We start from the raw sequence: 18,421 nt of genomic DNA, 5'->3' as shown, positions 1-18,421 counted from the left end.
CGCCGGCCCGACACAACCTGCCGCGGGCGGGCGCCGCCGCTGACACCCAGGGCGCGGTGGCGGCGCGCGCGGCCGACCAGTGGGACGCGCTGCTGGGCCGCGTGCAGGTGGAAGGCGCGAGCGAAGACCAACGCATCACGCTGTACTCCAATCTGTATCGCCTGTACCTGTACCCCAATTCCGGCGCGGAAAATGCCGGCAGCACCGCCGCGCCCGACTGGCGCTACGCCAGCCAGAACAGCGGATCGGCTGACAACGCGCAGGGCAATGCCATGCGCAGCTTCGCGCCGGTGCGCGATGGCAAGGTGCTGGTCAACAATGGCTTCTGGGACACCTTCCGCACCGTGTGGCCGGCCTATGGCCTGCTCACCCCGGATCATGCCGGTAGCCTCATCGACGGCTTCCTGGAGCAGTACCGCGCCGGTGGCTGGGTCGCGCGATGGTCCTCGCCCGGTTACGCCGACCTGATGGTGGGCACGAGTTCCGATGTCGCCTTTGCCGATGCCTGGGCCAAGGGCGTGGGTGGCTTCGACGCCTCGCTGGCCTATCAAGCCGCGCTGAAGAACGCCACGGTGATGCCGCCGGACCGTCATGTCGGGCGCAAGGGCCTGGCCCACGCCACCTTCGACGGCTACATGAGCATCGACATCGACGGTGGCATGTCGTGGACCATGGAAAGTGCACTCAACGACTTCGGCATCGCGCAGATGGCGCATGGGCTGGCGGCGTCCAGCAAGGACCCTGCACAGCAGCGGCGCTATGCCGACGAAGCCGCGTACTTCGACCATCGCGCCGCCGGCTATGCCACCGTGTTTGACCAAAGCGTCGGCTTCTTCCAGGGACGGAACCGGGCAGGGCAGTGGCGCGTTGCTCCGGCTGAGTACAACCCGAAGGTGTGGGCCAACGACTACACCGAATCCAACGGCTGGACGTTTGCCTTCACCGCACCGCACGATGGCAACGGGTTGTTGGCGTTGTACGGCGGTCGCAAGGCGCTGGCCGGCAAGCTGGACGCCTTCTTCAACACGCCGGAAACCGCCGACGTGAAGCTCTCCGGCCCGCGCGGCTATCTCATCCATGAGATGACCGAGGCCCGCGACGTGCGCATGGGCATGTATGCGCACAGCAACCAGCCTGCGCACCACATTCCGTGGATGTACCTCTACGCGGGGCAGCCGTGGAAGACCCAGCGCATTGTGCGCGACGTGCTCGACCGCCTGTATCTCGGCAGCGAGATCGGGCAGGGCTACCCGGGCGATGAGGACAACGGCGAGATGTCGGCCTGGTATGTACTGGCCGCCATGGGGCTGTATCCACTGCGCATGGGTTCGCCGGATTATGTGATAGGAGCACCGCTGTTCGAGCGCTTCACGCTGGATCTTCCGCAAGGCAAACAGTTGCGCATCCATGCTCGCAACGCGGGGCGCGGGAATCCCTACGTGCAGTCGCTGCGGGTGAACGGCAAAGCCTGGACGAAGACCTGGATTCCGCACCAGGTGCTGGTGCAGGGGGCCACGCTGGAGTTCGTGATGGGGCCGAAGCCCTCCCGCTGGGGCAGTCGTGTTGAAGACGCACCGCCTTCGTTGACGCCCGCCGGGCAGCGACCGACCCCACTGGTGGACGTGATCGATGCTTCTGCCAAGGTCACCGCAACCTCGCTGGCCGCGCCGGATGCGTTGACCGACAACGACGCACGAACCGCCTTGGCCCTGCGGGGAGACCCGATTGAAGTGGCGATCGGGCTGACCACGCCTGCGCAGGCCACCTTCTACACGCTGACCAGCGCCGAGCGACCGATTGCCACGGCCAGCTGGGCGTTGCAGGGCAGTGCAGATGGCGTGCAGTGGCAGACGCTGGACACGCGGCAGAGCGAAGCCTTCGAGTGGGGGCATCAGACGCGACCCTTCCAGATCGCCCAGCCAGGGCGCTTCGCGCACTACCGGCTGCGGATCACCACGCCGGGCCGGGTGGAGTTCGCCGAGTTCGAGCTGTTGCAGCCAACCACGCGATGACGCCCATCGCACGACTGACCTACGTAGAGCCACGCCCTGCGTGGCTTCGACCCACCAAACCCCCGTAGTAACGCGCCATGCGCGTCATCGCGATCCCGACCTGCCCAGCCACGTAGGACGTGGCTCTACAATCAGGGGTTCAAGCCGTCACGCAGAGAACCCATGAAGGTCCAGCGCCCCCTCTATGCCCTCCTGGCCCTGGCCCTTCTGGCCGGCTGCACCACCACCGCTCCGCGCACCGACGAACCGGTCACCCCCAAACCGACCGCCAACCCCTACGCAAAAGCCACCTGGAGCGCGTTACCTCCGGTCACCGACGCCGACCTGCAAGCCGGCTTCGCCGCCTGGCGCAGCGCCTGCACCCGGCTGAAGTCCGACCCCACCTGGGGCCCGGTCTGCGCCGTCGCACCGGCATCCAGCGCCGCTGCCGCCGACATCCGCAACTTTCTCCAGACCCAGCTGGACGTCTACGCCCTGCGTGCCGGTGGCCACAAAGCCGATGGCTTGATCACCGGCTACTACGAACCCGTCTACGCCGGCAGCCTGACCCGCACTGCCACGGCCACCGTGCCGGTGTACGGCGTGCCCACCGACATGGTCAGCGTGCAGCTGGACAGCCTGTACCCCGAATTGAAGGGCAAGCGCCTGCGCGGTCGCGTCGAAGGCCGGGTGCTCAAGCCCTATGACGATGCCGCCACCATCAACGCCAAGGGAGCGAAGGCCCCCGTGCTGGCTTGGCTGACCCACCCGATGGACCTGCAGTTCCTGCAGATCCAGGGCTCCGGCCGCATCCGCCTGGCCGATGGCCGCCAGCTACGCATCGCCTACGCCGACCAGAACGGCCACCCCTACCGCCCCATCGGCCGCTGGCTGGTGGAGCAGGGCGAGCTGAAGAAAGAAGACGTCACCATGGACGCGATCCGCAGCTGGGCCCAGGCCCATCCCGCACGCGTGCCCGAGCTGTTGGCCAGCAACCCCAGCTATGTGTTCTTCACCGAAGGCCCAGCCGGCGACGAAGGCCCGCGCGGCTCACTCAACGTGCCACTGACTGCCGGCTACAGCGTCGCCGTGGACCGCACGGTGGTGCCGCTCGGCAGCCTGCTGTGGCTGTCCACCACCCGCCCGGACGGCAGCCCGGTGGTGCGCCCGGTGGCCGCGCAGGACACCGGCGGTGCCATCGCCGGCGAGGTGCGTGCTGACCTCTACTGGGGCACCGGCGACGCCGCCGGTAAGCTCGCGGGCGATATGAAGCAGAAGGGCAATCTGTGGATGCTGTGGCCGAAGGGCGCGCCGCTGCCTGAAAACCGGTGACCCGTAGAGCCGGGCCCTGCCCGGCTGCACTTCGCACCACCCTTCTCACCTCAAGGACGACCATGACCATCATCCTCACTGCTCTGTTCGTGGTCTTCGTCCTCGAAAAATACCTCCTGCACCGCTGGTCGACCTCGCTCTTCACCCGTGGTATCCCCATCTTCACCGCCCGCATCCCCGCCAACGCAACCTCGCGCGCGCTGCTGTACCCCGATCGCCTTGAACACGACGTCGCCCCGCTGACCACCATCACGCTGGCCTTCCACGCCCTCGCCAAAGACCGCATCGCCTTCCGCGAAGGTTCCGTTATCGGGTTCGCCAACGTCCAGCAACGCTACTACCCGGTAATGCGCGGCCTGATCGAAGTGGACGCACGCCGCAACGAGATCCGCGTGCAGGGACTGTGCAACTGGACGGTACTCGTGCTCCCGCTGGTATTTCTGGTGTTGGCCGTAGTCGGCTCATCCACGACCACCGCCCTCGTCGCCGTGCTGGGCTTCCTGGCAGTGTTCGCCATTGGCTATTTCATCCAGCGCAAGGCCTACCGCAGCGTCGCCGAAGTCATCCGCGCGCAGACCGCCGCCCCATAACCCGTAGGGACGCGCCATGCGCGTCCAGAACCACCCAAGGAACACCGATGAAAATCGTGGCGATCATCATGCTCGCGCTGTTTGCGGTCGAGATGTTCTTGCTGGCCTGCTTCATCTCCGCCTATTACCGCACCGGCATTGTGCTGTTCAAGGAGCGCCTGCTCGCAAACGCGAAAGCGCGCGACCGACTTACGCTCCATACACTGGACGGTGAGCGTCTGGGTCTCCATCGACGTCCGCTTGCCCTCCAGTCACTGGACGAGACCCGCATGGGGTTCCACATAACCCCGCTATTCCCACTTGGCAACTACCACAGCCTATTCCTGATGCGCGGCCGTGTGGACGTGGACGCGCGGCGCGGCGAAGTACGCATCGTCGGTATGTGCAGCTGGACCGAGCCTGCCCTGCTGGTTGCCATGCTGATCCTGTTTGAGGTCAAGTACCTCTTGATCGCTCTGCCGCTTTTCATCCTGATGTACTTCGTGGCCTACTGGATACAGCGCAAGGCCTTCCAGAATGTGGTAAATGCGGTGCGTTGGCAGCTGATGGACCGGGACACGCTGGACCTGACACGTCGAGTCGACGCGCTTCGTACCGATCTACGACCCGATTCCACCAAGGAAGATGCATGCCACTCGTAATCGCCCTCGCCGCCACCATCATCATCGAGTACTACCTGCAGCTCCGCTGGAGCCCCGGCTACTTCGTCACGGGCCTTCGCCTGTTCAACGAACGCATCCCCGCCCCGAAGGCCGCACGCGAGCGCATGGCGCTCAACAGCCTGGAGCGCGATGTCGCACCGCTCACGTGGCTGGATTTCGTGTTCAAGACGCTGCCCGATGGCCGCATCGGCTTCCGCGAGAGCTTCGCGCCCGGGCTCACCGGTCCCATGAAGCGCTACTACCCGGTGATGCGTGGCCTGGTGGAGGTCGATGAGCGACGCAATGAGATCCGGGTGGTCGGCGTGTGCAACTGGAATGTGCTGATCATTCCTTTCATTCTGTTGGCAGCTGTGGTGTTCCGCGCGGGTGCCACGTCGCTGTTGATACTGCCCGTCGTGTTCGTGATCGGCTACTTCATCCAGCGCAAGGCGTACTTCAAGGTGGTGGAAGCCGTAAAGGCGCAGCTGTCCGACGACCTCCGCATCAACGGATTCCCGCAACCGCGCCGCACGGGCTCAATCGACGCGTAGAGCCGGGCTCTGCCCGGCTGCTTTTCCTTCCCGCGTGACGTCCGTCTGTTCGTTGCGTAAAACTTAAAGAACGTCGAATTGTTCGAACGGTTCTATCGGCCCCAAAACACGAATGCTGCCGAGTTACGCATTCTGACCGTGCTCACATTCAACAATCCGAAAGATCTAGTTGTCGGCGTCACCAGCCGGGCCGATTGGGGTGCTCATCTGAGTATGAGCGTGCTTCGCAAGTCTGTTGAGCACGTCTGGGACAAATCGCTCAGCCCACCCTGCGATAAAGCACCACACGAACAAACGGGAAAAATCGCTGTGCATCTTTCCGCAGCCTTGCTGTGTTTCACATGATTCCATGTTTACACTAAGCCATCCCTGGCGCCAGTGCTCCGCAGTGAAGTCCGGAAACATCGTCCCGGACAGCATTTCGGAACGCATCAATAGAAACATGATAAGTCCGAAGAGTGCTCCCAGTAGTGGTGAAAGCCACTGAAGAGTCTTATCCCTATAGAGGCTCAACCAAACCATCAGGGGGTCTCGGCGGGGATCTATCTTCTGGAACCTAATCAATGTGCTGACCGTTGCGCCAACTGACCCGGCTACGAGTGACCCGGCAAACGCGATCGAAGCGTAGCTCGCGAAGGAAGGGCGGATAAGCAGCCCTGCAAACAAGCCGGCGATAAGAATCACAGATGCTACGCTCACAAGTTTCAGCATGTTCCAGCTGATCCTTGACCTTATCTGCTCCACCTTTGGCACTAGGACGTAGCGCCTGTATACACGGTCAAGTAACGCTCTCGCTTCCATCTTGAGAAGGTCGTCTCCGTTGCCGCGCTTGGGCTTAGCGAGCGAAATCTGCCTCATCAAATCTTCGTAATCTGGCTGCGGGAGCATGTCGAACAGACTCTGGCGAAGCGCCTGAATCTTGGCGACAAGCTGCAGGGTCTTCATTCTGTCGAGGAGTCGAATCTCGACGATGTAAGCTTCGGACTGGGTCATAGGCCTGCAACCAACCTTGCCGCTCTCCTCACATCGCAGATGCTCATAAAGTTCAGTGAATACGCTCTTCTCCGGCTTTCCAAGTATGAGATCCACGCAAAGCTTGAAGAAACCTGCGATTCTAGGTAAGAACCAGGGCCTTTGCGGGGCCGATGGGCGCGGCTCATCTTGATCCATGTCCGCTGAGGCTGGGACCGGATCACTTGGAATCTGGGCGCTCATGATCGCGTTCTCCATCGCGTTGGTTGAGACCATCACCGCGGAGCCGCACCCCGCCAGCGCGTTCCTCCATCATCATCAACGTGGTCGGCTGAGACGAGCGGACACGCGGTCTGCGCGCATGTCATTGCCCCACCCAGGCGTCGGATTCTGGATAAGTCCATGCGCTAAAGAGCCGATCATTGCTATCGGCAGTCGTCTTGCGACCGACTCTACCCCCGGGCATATCGCCCGGGGGAGACGCACCGTGCGCGTCTGCGGTTGGTGCCGGGATTCCGGCACCGCGCCCGATCAGGGCGCCAACGCCGACCGGATCGCCCCAGCCAGGTCACTGCGCGTAAACGGCTTGGCCAGAATCGTGCTCTGCCGTCCGATCGCGCCGCTGGCATCTATGTCGCGCGGATACCCGGAGGTGAACAGCACCTTCAACTCCGGCTTGCGCTCCAGCACCCGCTTGGCCAGCTCCCAGCCGGACATGCCCGGCATCACGATGTCCGAGAACAGCAGGTCCACGCTGACATCCGGTCGCTCCAACAGGCGCAGCGCCGAAGCACCGTCATGCGCTTCCAGTACGCGATAGCCAAGCTGACGCAGGGTATCCACGGTGTATGCGCGCACGTCGTCGTTGTCTTCGGCCACCAGCACGGTGGTTTCGGGCTGCGGCTCGTAGCCGCCCAGCGCCGAGGTCTCCACCGGCCGGTCGGTCGGCAAGGTCGCGGTCGAACGCGGGAACAGCAGGGTGATCGACGTGCCTACGCCTTCCACCGAATCCAGCAGCACATGACCGCCGGACTGCTTGGCGAAGCCATACACCATGGAAAGCCCCAGCCCGGTGCCGCGACCGACTTCCTTGGTGGTGAAGAACGGCTCAAACACGCGTGCCATCGTTTCCGCTGACATCCCAGTGCCGCTGTCCTTCACCCGCACCATCGCGTACTGGCCGGGGCGCACGTCGGGATGACGGGTGGCGACATCGTCATCCAGGTGCACGTTGTCCACCTCGATGGTCAGGCGTCCGCCATGCGGCATCGCGTCGCGTGCGTTCACCGCCAGGTTGAGCACGGAGGCCTCCAACTGGCTGGGGTCGATCTCCACGCACCAGATGTCCGGGCTGTTCACCACTTCCAGCTGCACCAGCTCACCCAGAGAGCGCTGCAGCATGTCGCGCATGCCGTCGACCTGGGCATTCAGATCCACCGGCAGGTTCTTCAACGGTTGCCGGCGCGAGAATGCGAGCAGGCGCTGGGTTACGTTGGCGGCGCGCATCACGCCCTTCAGCGCATTGTCCAACGCGCGCGAAGAGCCTTCGGCCACGTCGCCCAGACGCTCGGTGAGCATCTTGGCGTACTCCACGTTGCCGGCCACCACAGTCAGAATGTTGTTGAAGTCGTGCGCAATGCCGCCGGTCAGCTGGCCCACCGCCTCGATCTTCTGACTCTGTCGCAGCGCGGCTTCGGCTTGCCGGCGCGCGGTAGTTTCCGATGCCTCCGACACCACGGCGGTGATGTGTCCCTGATGGTCCTGCAGCGGCCGGAACGAGAACTCGAAATTGCGCTTGCCGGTCGGCAGACGCAGCTCCAGCTCATGCCGCGAGGCCTTGCCCGCAGCAGCCTGCAACACGGCCTCGCACACGATGCCGGGTGCGCCGTCGGTACCGGCGAACCAGGCCGATTCGCAGAACAGCTGCCCACGCACTTCCGGCTTGGTCGCCAGGATGGCCGACAGCGACGCCGAGTTGGTGTCGATGATGTGACCGTCAGTGCTCAACAGCGTCTGGTGCTGGAAGCTGGACTCAAACAGCGCCTGCAGGCGGCTGTCGCTCTGGTGCAGCGCAGACGTGCGCTCGTCCACCTGGCGTTCCAGCGCCGCATTGTTGGCCCGAAGGGCGGCTTGCGCCTGCTTCAGCTCGGTGATGTCGCGGGCCATGGCGTAGTAGCCCAGAACCTCGCCGCTCTCGCTGATCTCCGGTACCAGGTCCACCTGCGCATGGCGGGTGGTGCCGCCGCGCTTGGGCATGCTGGTCTCAAAACTCACCCGCTCGCCCTGCAGCGCCCGGTCCAGATACGGCTGCACGTCTTCCATGCTCGGCTGGCCGATCATGTCGCCGGCGCGCTTGCCGATCACCGTCTCTGGCGCATGGCCATACCAGTCCTGATACGCCTGGTTGACGAACTGGTAGCGGTGGTCGCGATCCAGGTGCGAAATCAGTGCCGGCAGCGAATCGGTGATCAGCTTCAGGCGCTGCTCCACCCGCGCCAGCTTTTGGCGTTCTTCACTTTCGGCAATCGCACGCACCACTGCATCGGGCAGGCGCTGCAGACGCGACTTCACCACGTAATCGCGTGCGCCGCGCTTGAGCGCCTGCACCGCCAGCTCTTCGGTCAGCGTGCCCGAAACGAAGATGAAAGGCGTCAGCGGGGCCAGCTCGCAGGCGAGGGTGAGCGCCGCATCGCCGTCAAAACCCGGCAGCACGTGGTCGGCCAGAATCACATCGAAGCCGCCCTGAAGCAGCGCTTCGCGCATGCCGTCATGCGACCAGGTGCGTTCAACGTTGAACGACACGCCCGCGCGCTCCAGCTGCGCGGTAATCAGTTCCGCATCCAGTGCGCTGTCTTCGACCATCAGGATCCGGATGGTCCGGGCGACTGCACCTTCAGCCATCTTTGCGGGTCTTTGAGCCATAGCGGGTGCCCTGCGGGGGCGGCTGGTTGGTGATGCCCCAGAACATGCCCAGCCCCTGGATCGCCTCCAGGAACTCGGTGAAATCCACCGGCTTCACTACAAACGCATTGACGCCCAGTTCGTAGCTGCGCACCAGGTCACTCTCTTCGCGCGAAGAGGTCAGCATCACCACCGGCGTACTGCTCAGCGCGGCGTCGTTGCGGATCTCCTGCAGCACTTCCAGCCCGTTGAGCTTGGGCAGCTTCAGGTCCAGCAGCACCACCACCGGGCCACCGTGATTGTGGCCGTCGTACTTGCCCTCACCGCGCAGGTACTGCAGCGCTTCCACGCCGTCACGCACATGCGTGACCTCGTTCAGCAGCTGGCAGCGGGCCAGCGCGGCCATGGTCAGTTCGGCGTCGTTGGGGTTGTCCTCAACAAGCAGAATTGGCCGAAGGTCTTTCATGCGGGGTCTCCATGCTGCAGGGGAATCGTAAAGAAGATCGTTGCGCCCGCACCCACCTCGCCCTGGGCCCAGACGCGGCCGCCGTGGCGGGTAATGATGCGGTGTACGTTGGCCAGGCCAATGCCCGTGCCCTCGAATTCGTCGGCGTGGTGCAGGCGCTGGAACACGCCGAACAGCTTGTCCACATAGCGCATGTCGAAGCCGCAGCCGTTGTCCTTCACGAAGAACACGTCTTCGGTGTCGGTGCGCTCATGCCCGATCTCGATGGCCGGGGCAGGGGTGTCGCGGGTGAACTTGATCGCGTTGGACAGCAGGTTCTGCCACACCAGCCGCAGCATGCCCGGGTCGGCTTCGACCTTGGGCAGGGGCGCGACGGTCCACTGGATGGTGCGGCCTTCGGCTTCCATCTCCAATGTGCGGCGTACATCTTCCACCAACGTGCCCATCTCCATGTAGATCTGGCCCATGGTTGACCGGCCCATCTGCGAGAAGCTGAGCAGGTCATCTACCAGACGACCTGCTGATTTTGCCGACTCGACGATGGTGTCGACGAATCGCTTTTCTGAACTATTCAGCTTTTCCTCGGCCGACGACCACAGCAGCTCCGAATAGCCGACGATGTGGCGGAATGGTGCCCGCAGGTCGTGGCTGACCGAATACGAGAACGCCTCCAGCTCTTTGTTGCTGCGCACCAGCTGCTCGTTCAAGGCCGCCATCTCTTCGGCCTTGCGCAGCACGATGTCCACGATGGCCGTGCGGAGTTCCAGCGCCGCATCCACGTCCACCTCATCCCACGGCAGCGATTGTTGCTGCACGGTTTCCTTCCAGCCTTCAAAGGACTCGCGTGGCGACAGCGGCCCGGTCACTTCCTTGCGCGGATCACCGCCCCAGCGCACCGTGCGTACCACCTCCGGTCGGAACCAGATGACAAAGCTGTCGTGCACCTGCGAAATGGAGATGGCCAGCACGCCACTGGCCACGTCACTGAAGGCAGCCGCCTCTTTCCAGCGTGCGGCGAGCGAGTCGGTGTGGAACAGGTCGCCCTCGTGCGGCTGCACCGCAAGCCATTGCACCAGCGACATCACCTGCGCCTTGGTCGGGCAGTCGCCATGCAGCAGGCAAGCCCCGCGGTGCACGATGGCCGCGCCGCTGGACTGGGTGAGGGCCAGCAGGCTGTTCGCATCGCGGCCCAGCGCGCTCATGAAGTCGGTATCGCCGGCCATCTGGCCCAGCAGGCGCACCTGGATTGCCCGGCGGGCGATGCGCTGTTCCACGCTGAGCGCGCGTTCCTTCAGCGAGATCTGCAGCGACAGGATCTGGCCGATGAACTCGCAGGCCGTGCGCACGTGGTACGGCACCCGCATCGGCTGCTGGTTATGGCAGGAGATCAGCCCCCACAGCTCGCCCTCGCGCAGCAGCGAGACCGACATCGACGCGCCGGTGCCCATGTTGCGCATGTACTGCAGGTGCACCGGCGAGACGCTGCGCAGCATCACCGGGCTCAGGTCGGTGGGTGCCGCCTCGGCGCGCTCGGGCGAGCGCAGCAGCGGCACCGGTTCGTAGCTGTTGTCGGCGATCAGCCGCACCCGGTTCTGGCGATACAGGGCGCGGGCCTGGGCCGGAATGTCCGATTCCGGGAAGCGCAGGTCCATATAGGACGGCAGCACCTCGTTGCGGTGCTCGGCCACCACCTTGCCGTTCCACTCCTTGTCGAACTGGTAAACCAGGGTGCGGTCGAAGCCGGTGAGCTCGCAGATCAGCTCGGCCGCAAGCTGGCATAACTCCGTGGTGGTGCCCAGCCGCTCGATCGCGCCCATGAACTGGCGGATCTGCGGGTAGAGGTCTTCCAGCGAGCCCGGCTCACCCGGCACGGACTGCTCCAGCTCCACCATCAAGGTGTCGCCGACCCGGTGGCCCAGCACCTGATGGGTGCAGCCGCCGGCAATGGCGTGCGCCCCCAGGAAGCGGGTGGTGTCCGGAGCCAGCTCAGCCAGTGCGGCGCGGCAGCCGGCCAGGGCCCCGCCCAGCACGGCTTCCACCGGCTGGCCCAGCGGGTCGCCATGGGCTTCCAGCACGGCCGGCTGGGAGATGGCGCGTTCGATCACCACCAGCGAAGCGGGGTCCAGCACCAGCAGCATGCCGTAGGGCTGGATAGCCCCCGGGGTCCGAATGGGTTCGCGCGCGCACGCGGAAAGGTCCAAGGCGCTCTCGCTGGGGATTCCGTTCGACATGCCTAAAGCCACAGCCACAAAGGCTATAGCTTGGCATAGATGGGTGCCTGTTCATGTGTACGCCGACCTGATCTCCCCGCACTCCGGTCCAATCGCGACGCCCCCACACCCCGCCCGCACCAACTGCCAACCTGGTCACACATGGCGCAACCACCTCGCCAAACCGTGTCCGCCACGACAACGACTGTCGTTACATGCCCATTATTCGTCGCGCCCGCCAACCGGCCCCTATCATCCAAACCAAGCCGCAACCTCCTGCGTATCCATCTGATGCAGGGTGTGCACTCGGAGCTTGAAATCTCCTCAACACACAACAAACGAAGTGCCCCCGCGTCGGGAGGGTGATGGAATAAAACACCCTCGTGGGAATACGTCACGTCGCGTTTTGTTGTGTGTTAAGCGAATTTCAACCTCCCGACTCCCTCGCCATACCGGCGAGGGAGCACACTTCGAGTGAGGTTGCCCATGCGTAAATCAATCATCGAACAACTGACCCTCAGGCACTCCGGCTGCAGCTGGCACCAGCCGAAGAAGGTGCGGGTCACCAGAATGCGAATTCCCGCACAGGGGTACAAGGAAGGCGTCGACGTGCCGGCAGTGATGCTGCAGGGCATGTGGCTGTACGGCTGGGAGTTCGAGTCCGGTGGTTGGGTGACGGTCTCGGCCTCGCGGGGGAAGCTTGTGCTGGAGGTGGATCACGAGGCCCGGCGGAAGGCGGCGTGGTTCCGGAAGTATGGGTCTATGAAGGGGTGGAAGCGTCGGCGGCGGGGGGTGTGGGGCACCATTCTGGCCGTTGTGCGCTGGTGGCGAAAGTAGCTGAAGTACGAGCCCAGGCTGGGCGAGAGCCATCAGCCCAGCCAATACATCGGACCGCCGCAAGTCGAGATAAGGCAACGCTGCCTCCAATCTTTAGGCTCACACGCATCGACGGCAGTCCCCTTCAAACAAGGGAATGATCATTCACTGCGCTCAAGCACCTTTGCCAAGCGACGACACTGACGCCTCACTTCTTCGGAGGATGTATAGCCGCCATCGTGAATCAAAACCCCTACCCCAAGTAGCATCCACGCGGTCCAGTGACTTAGGGTTGCAACATCGCCGAACTCAACTTGATCGTGTCTCGCTTCATGCACGGCATTGCAGCGAAGCTCATAAAGCTCCGCCAAGCGAGCGACTAGACGGCGATACTGATCGGGAGGCTCATGCTTTACGCAAGCAACTAGAACAATGGCGACTCCCTCGGTCAATGCCTTAGTAATCCCAGTCTTTTCTCCGGAGAAGATGGCCTCAGCGCAGCTCCAGTACTTCACCAGCTGCATCACACGAGATGTGTCTCGTTGTGCGTCTGAGAACCAGAACAAGCCCCTGATCAACGCCGACTCCAGTTCGGATAGTTCCTCCTGGTTTGGAAGGCCAAGTATGTGGGACACATAAGCTGCTTCCCGCAGGTAGGCAGCGAACTCAGCGTCTATCCGAAAACTCTGATGATCCATTACGGCGCGCGTCAACAGTACGTCGGGCTTATCGCTGTGCCACGAAATGCTGCGTCGAGGGGCGCGTATGCCTGCCGGGTCAGCTTCCGTAGTAATGCGAAATGGACTGGCACCTTGCTTGAAAGAGGCGGCTGCGACCACGGCGAGAACACCAGTGGCGACATCCGTCCGGAACTTGAACTCCCTTCGCGCGTACGATTCGGAACCGAACACCGAGCCGACTAAGCACGGTCCGCATCCTATCATCTCCTCAATTGACGATGTGCCCGCCAGCTTCGCACCTCGACCCTCAAGGCGAAGTTCTGTCGGGGTCTCCAGTGAAAGGCATCCCAAGTCAATCGATTCAATTCCATTCAACTCGACGCCATGAACCGGAACGACATACCAGAAGTCCTTTCGCATAAGTTCCAGTTTTTGCACAACCAAATCCACCAATCGCTGGCCTCCGTTCAAACGTTCGCCGTTTGACAGGCAGTTCTGAACGATGGCTCGGAAAGCATTGACGGAATCGTGCGGTTCTGTGTGCTCTACCAAATGCGAGCATCTCAGTATCTGGCAAACTGACTGAAAGGATTCGAATCCACTCTCCGAAAGGAACGCAGATCGGCCACCAGGAAGCTGAAACTCGCGCAACAGGCGATCCTGTCCAATTCGGCGAGCGTTTTCTATCGAATAGTCAATGAGGCCTCTGCGCGCGAAAATTGTGTTCAAAAGGAAGGTGAGCTTCCTGACTTGCTTGGAGTCGACTGGCATGAGCACTGAAAAAAGGTGAATGACAAGAGAAATTCACTGCTATCGGATCCACACAGACAAGAAATTGCGTTTGTGCGGATCCCCTTCTTGCTGTCATGATGCTACGCAGTAGGCGCGAAAAGCAGTACTGAAACGGCAACGATCAAGGGCTGGCGAGTACGCGAAGATCGACGTCTGCGATGTCGCGCAGATACATGTAACTGGTTCCCAGAACCGTCATCACGCTGTCCGTAACCGCACTTGCAGAGAAGGCAGGTTGGACTATGAAAAAGCCCATCCGAACTTCAACGTCACGTGACTTATGCCTCAGAAGGTCAATATGATCTGGCGTTCCCTTGAGAAGGCGTTGGGTGCCACTAGTGATTCCTGCACTGTACCTATCCATCAAGCGCTGGAACAGCGTCGGGGCCTTATGCAGCCACTTGGCGGACCTGCTGGCCTGTCCTGCCACCACATAAGCATCATCTACACGAGCACCCGGTCTCTGGCCGCTGCCGCAGTACTTGCAGTGATAAAGATCTATTACTATATGATCGGGCATTTCACGAACTGCCACTAAGTCAGCAATCTCGCCGGCACCGTCGTCATTGAATATGATGTCATATCCATCGCATATCTTCTGGAATGTGAACCCTTGAACGGAATCGAAGTCAAGTGGATGAGACATCGATTCCTTGTGGATGTTTGTGCTGCCCCAATCCCACGTTGATAGTAATGAGTGGGGAAGCAGGACGCTAAGCGATGCATGGCTAAAGTAGCGGTAGTCGCCAACGATGATGGATCCGTCCGACTGCAGCATTCGCATGCGCTCGCGATCAAGATAGTCGCTGAGTAGATGTTCACTAGTACCCGTTCGCAACGTGATCCGACCACTTGAATAATGGTATCCATCCGAATCAAGGTGGACACGGATGGTGGTCAGCAAACTTTCCTCCCCGTGTGGGGAAACGGAAGAAAGCGCAATAGCGAGTGTGTCGTCAGATTCCTTTACCGGTGTTCCGAGCCTCGTGTCCAGTAAGGACCATGAAGCTCCGTCGAGAGTTACGGAGCAGCGGCCCTCTGTTTCGATGCCGATAGCGTCTGGCCAGTCGACAAAGAAAATTCCGTCAGGCCATGCGCCGACTATCTTCTCTGCGCGCATGACATTGCGAAGAATTGAAGCCGTGTCGATGGTGGGGTCGTTGATCTTCGCGGCAACGACGTCACACCAATCAACCCATTCATTGATGGTACCGGAGTCCATTTTCCACAGCTTTCCTTTGGCAGAACATCCCGCGGTCGTGCCCTCTCCGTTAGCATAGCCAGTGCCAAAGATGTTGGATTTGATGACGCGTCCATTCTCGAGATCGCCAATTACACGATTAACATCCTGGCCAACGTGCATAGTAAATCGGACGTCACGGCCCGACCGTGTAAGGCCCACATTCTGAAGTCTAAGCCGGTTGATTCCCGACATAACCCTAAACACGTCGTCCCCGTTGATGCGGCGGGCGGATGGTGCGATCAGAGATTGGAATCGAGCGGTCTGTCTTTCGTCTCCCGTACTCGAGATAAAGAGCGTAGAGTCGGTCTCGCGGAAGTAAGCGAGGTACAAGTTCCATCTCGAAGAAGATATGGAGTCGCTCTTGGCCCATTCTACAGGGGAGGTCTGATGGGAAACGACCATCACAATCGCGCGGTCGTCGCTTGTAGAAAATAGCTCAACTACTTCGGCCGACGTCCCGAGATTCCTGGCTTCATTTGGATGCCAGTTGGATCGAGCGAGGCGGTACGCTAGGCAGCTGGTGTTTGGAGAAGGATTAAGCGCTGCGATCTTTGCGCCGTCTGTTTCCCCTTCAAAGCGTGCCTCAAATTCCTGGCGTTGCAGTTCCTTTCCGATGCGTTCGCCACTAACCTCTCGAATGATCAGACTCCAATCTGAATTTTCCTCATACAGGCGCCTCATCGGGCTGTCGCTTCGCTGATTGGCAACATTGGCTACAAATTTTGCTGTCCCGAGTCGTGAATCAGTCCTAGTCAAGCGTCCAATGAACTGGAGTGTCACCGCTGGGCTTTGATGCTTATCGTGAATGGCCGCAATCTTTAGCTCAGGGAGATCAAAGCCTTCGCCGAACATGTCGACGCAGACTACGATTCGGCTGCTTCGATTATGAATTCGATTAAGATCTCGCTCCTTGGTCGTCTGGTTCCTGCTATGGATGATGACGGGTTCGAACTGAATCCCAATGTCACGGTAAATATTGAAAACGCGCTTTGCACCAGCGATAGTTGCACATCGAGCGATGAGGATGTGGTCAAAGCCTGCTTCTATGTCGCCAGACAGCAGCTCAACGGCCTTCAGTGCGATAGTTCTATCAATGGCAGTGGTCACATACTCCCTTACAGGGAAGAACTCGATCTTCTGAAAGTAGTTGTCAACTTGTGCCTGGCTTAAACTATAGTTGAAGATGATCTTTCCATTGAGTCGCTTCTGATCTTCCCGGAAGGGGGTGGCGGTGAAGTGAATTGCAGGCTTGGAACCGAACGCATTTCGAATCCGTCCCCAAGTCGCAGCTGCCACGTGATGAGCTTCATCAAATACGAGGTGGCTAAAATGAGCTGCGAAATCTCTGAGCTCGTCGTTAGTCAAGCGCGCAAGCGCAGATGGAGTTGCGATAGCGACGTTGCTAGATGTGATCGACTGCGACTCAAGCGCGGAGTCGCGTCCGTCTATGCAATGGACGACTGGTGACAGTACTTGATCCGTAATTGCATGTATGTCCCTTAGGCGTTGCAAACTTGCCAGTCGACCGCCGATTTGGGTGCGCAGAGCGTCTGTAGGTACGATCAACAGTGTTCTTCGGAATCGGCCCGCCAACATGGTTGCAAAGATTGTGTCTGTCTTGCCTGTGCCAGTGGGCATGACAACAACTGCGGGTACTTCTGGCTCGGAGTCAAGATGGGAGAGGACAGCGAAAGCGGCAGCGCGTTGAGGCTTTCTGAATCCAGGCGATTCATTTCCTAGCCCAGTGGCCGCGAAGCTCAACGTATGATTCGCCCAACTTCGGTAAACTGGGTTTTCACGATAGAAGCCGACGTCGACGTCCATTAACTTCTCCTGTAATTGCACCCTATCGGATGCTGCGACATTAATCCTTAACGGAGCGGCAGTTTCGGAAGTCGATTTTGCCACCTTGTACTGGAATTGGAATAGGAGAAATCTGACCCGGCGCGCCGCCCTTTGCGTTTCGGGCTTCCTTCCTGGCGGTCACATCACGAAGCGGGGCAACTCGTAGTCGGAGTCATATCGGGATGCGTTCTCCCCGTGCCTTTTCTTGGTTGCGGAGGGCGTCGGGCAAATCCTTCGGTCGTTCGACTATCTGATACCAAGTCGGCGGATGCCCAGCACGTTTTTTCTTGGCTTTGGTGGCCAAGGCGACGGTCGCGGTCGTTTGTACTTGGCGATGGCGCAAGCTGGATTGTCGAGATTGAAGTAGGTGCTGTGATCTGGAGCGAGCTCAGCGGCGCTACAGTCCGAGTTTGCTTCGAGTCGTGTGCAGTGGCACCTGCGTAGCAACTGAACCCGGAGCTCTCACCGAACTTCAGTACTCATCGCACCAGCAGTCCGAACGCACCACCCATCAATCTGACACCCTTGGCCTCAAAGGCGGAGGTGGTGCTGGAGAAGGAGGCGGCCGCTTGTAGCCAATCTGGCTACGAGCAGGGTTGTCAGGATTTGAGCCCCTGGAGTCGCCTGGGATGATGGGGCGTGGTTGGCTTGGTTTCTTGTCGTTGGTCATGTGTTGCTCACTCTTTCATGAATTCTACGGACTCAATCTCGCTCGCGGGAACGACCACGGTCTCGGTCTGGCGCAGTTCCACGTAGCCATCTCCTTTAATCCACGCCGGCTCCTGAAGCACGAAATGTCCTGCGTGGGGGCTGCGGGGCCATTCTTTAGGCCACCCTTGTAGACGACGACCGTCCTTGAAGTTCAGTGTGACCTGGGCCTGTATCGTTGCAAAAGCGGTGAACCATTCTGAAGGATGGGACCTACGGAGGGTCAGCCGGCCATACTTCCTCAACCATCTGTGTGGAACGTCCTTGTTTGCGCACACAGTAGCAGCGGATCCGGCCACGAGCGCGACTGCCAAAGATGCGACCAACTTGGCGTCATCGCTCCACGGCAGGATGGCGAAGTACTCACCGGTCCAGAGAAGTGCCCATTTCAGAACCGGCACCAGGGCCTGCACAACGAACGTGTAGATCAGTACCTCGACAACGCGCTCAAACTTTTCGGGTCTCGGATGAGACGTCAGGCCGTAGAACACCCATGCGGCAACGAAACCGGGAAGCAGGAACACCAGCAGGGAGATGACCCCCGCAGACAGTTCTGGGATTCCTTCCATTGAAGTACGCGCTCCATGTTGTTGGCTGCCCCGAGTGTAGGAATTGAGGCGCGGCACATCCTTGGTCACAAGGCGATGGCTGCCACACGTATACGTTGCAAGGCCTCGGCCGCA

13 protein-coding genes are annotated in these 18,421 nt (G+C 60.9%); 6 read left to right on the top strand and 7 right to left on the bottom strand.

Annotated features, from left to right (window positions below; translation table 11 throughout):
- The 5 genes from QMX83_RS07860 to QMX83_RS07840 form a co-directional block, all read left to right on the top strand.
- Window positions 1-2,012 (top strand): glycoside hydrolase family 92 protein (locus tag QMX83_RS07860; RefSeq protein ID WP_282296072.1); only part of this gene is annotated, 2,012 nt, incomplete at its 5' end.
- Window positions 2,013-2,174: 162 nt separating this feature from the next.
- Window positions 2,175-3,323, top strand: a complete 1,149-nt coding sequence (locus QMX83_RS07855) for an MltA domain-containing protein (protein WP_282296070.1) — start codon at window positions 2,175-2,177, stop codon at window positions 3,321-3,323.
- 62 nt (window positions 3,324-3,385) lie between these two features.
- Entirely contained in the window at window positions 3,386-3,913 is a 528-nt protein-coding gene (locus QMX83_RS07850) for a hypothetical protein (RefSeq protein WP_282296069.1), read from the top strand.
- Between the two features lie 47 nt (window positions 3,914-3,960).
- A complete protein-coding gene (locus tag QMX83_RS07845) occupies window positions 3,961-4,554 on the top strand; it encodes a hypothetical protein (RefSeq protein WP_282296068.1) in 594 nt (197 codons plus the stop codon).
- Window positions 4,542-5,105 (top strand): hypothetical protein, encoded by a 564-nt coding sequence (locus QMX83_RS07840; protein ID WP_282296067.1) that lies wholly within the window; start codon window positions 4,542-4,544, stop codon window positions 5,103-5,105. Before QMX83_RS07845 ends, QMX83_RS07840 begins: the two co-directional genes overlap by 13 nt.
- 165 nt (window positions 5,106-5,270) lie before the next feature.
- Here QMX83_RS07840 and QMX83_RS07835 read toward each other — a convergent pair whose 3' ends face one another.
- The 4 genes from QMX83_RS07835 to QMX83_RS07820 all read right to left on the bottom strand — a co-directional run bounded on the left by QMX83_RS07835 (window position 5,271) and on the right by QMX83_RS07820 (window position 11,675).
- Window positions 5,271-6,320: a hypothetical protein gene (locus QMX83_RS07835; protein WP_282296066.1), complete on the bottom strand. Its 1,050-nt coding sequence runs from the start codon at window positions 6,318-6,320 to the stop codon at window positions 5,271-5,273.
- Window positions 6,321-6,608: 288 nt separating this feature from the next.
- The gene (locus QMX83_RS07830; RefSeq protein ID WP_282296065.1) at window positions 6,609-8,978 is read right to left on the bottom strand and encodes a PAS domain-containing protein; all 2,370 of its coding nucleotides are present in this window, start codon (window positions 8,976-8,978) and stop codon (window positions 6,609-6,611) included.
- On the bottom strand, window positions 8,971-9,444 hold the full coding sequence (locus tag QMX83_RS07825; RefSeq protein ID WP_282296064.1) for a response regulator: 474 nt from the start codon (window positions 9,442-9,444) through the stop codon (window positions 8,971-8,973). The genes QMX83_RS07830 and QMX83_RS07825 overlap by 8 nt, the downstream gene beginning before the upstream one ends.
- Complete coding sequence (locus tag QMX83_RS07820; protein WP_282296063.1) at window positions 9,441-11,675, bottom strand: ATP-binding protein; 2,235 nt, start codon at window positions 11,673-11,675, stop codon at window positions 9,441-9,443. The genes QMX83_RS07825 and QMX83_RS07820 overlap by 4 nt, the downstream gene beginning before the upstream one ends.
- Window positions 11,676-12,140: 465 nt before the next feature.
- Between QMX83_RS07820 and QMX83_RS07815 the strand changes: the two genes are divergently transcribed.
- Window positions 12,141-12,491: a hypothetical protein gene (locus tag QMX83_RS07815; RefSeq protein WP_282296062.1), complete on the top strand. Its 351-nt coding sequence runs from the start codon at window positions 12,141-12,143 to the stop codon at window positions 12,489-12,491.
- 140 nt (window positions 12,492-12,631) lie between these two features.
- Here QMX83_RS07815 and QMX83_RS07810 read toward each other — a convergent pair whose 3' ends face one another.
- The 3 genes from QMX83_RS07810 to QMX83_RS07800 all read right to left on the bottom strand — a co-directional run bounded on the left by QMX83_RS07810 (window position 12,632) and on the right by QMX83_RS07800 (window position 18,307).
- A complete protein-coding gene (locus tag QMX83_RS07810) occupies window positions 12,632-13,801 on the bottom strand; it encodes a HEPN domain-containing protein (RefSeq protein ID WP_282296061.1) in 1,170 nt (389 codons plus the stop codon).
- A gap of 262 nt (window positions 13,802-14,063) precedes the next feature.
- Entirely contained in the window at window positions 14,064-17,009 is a 2,946-nt protein-coding gene (locus QMX83_RS07805; protein ID WP_282296060.1) for a DEAD/DEAH box helicase family protein, read from the bottom strand.
- 698 nt (window positions 17,010-17,707) lie between these two features.
- Window positions 17,708-18,307, bottom strand: a complete 600-nt coding sequence (locus tag QMX83_RS07800) for a DUF6338 family protein (protein WP_282296059.1) — start codon at window positions 18,305-18,307, stop codon at window positions 17,708-17,710.
- Window positions 18,308-18,421: the final 114 nt, after the last annotated feature.

This window comes from Stenotrophomonas sp. PS02289, from assembly GCF_029960115.1.
In the GTDB taxonomy this organism is placed as follows: domain Bacteria; phylum Pseudomonadota; class Gammaproteobacteria; order Xanthomonadales; family Xanthomonadaceae; genus Stenotrophomonas.
Note: the sequence above shows the minus strand (reverse complement) of the source record. Positions and strands in the feature narration are given on the sequence as shown.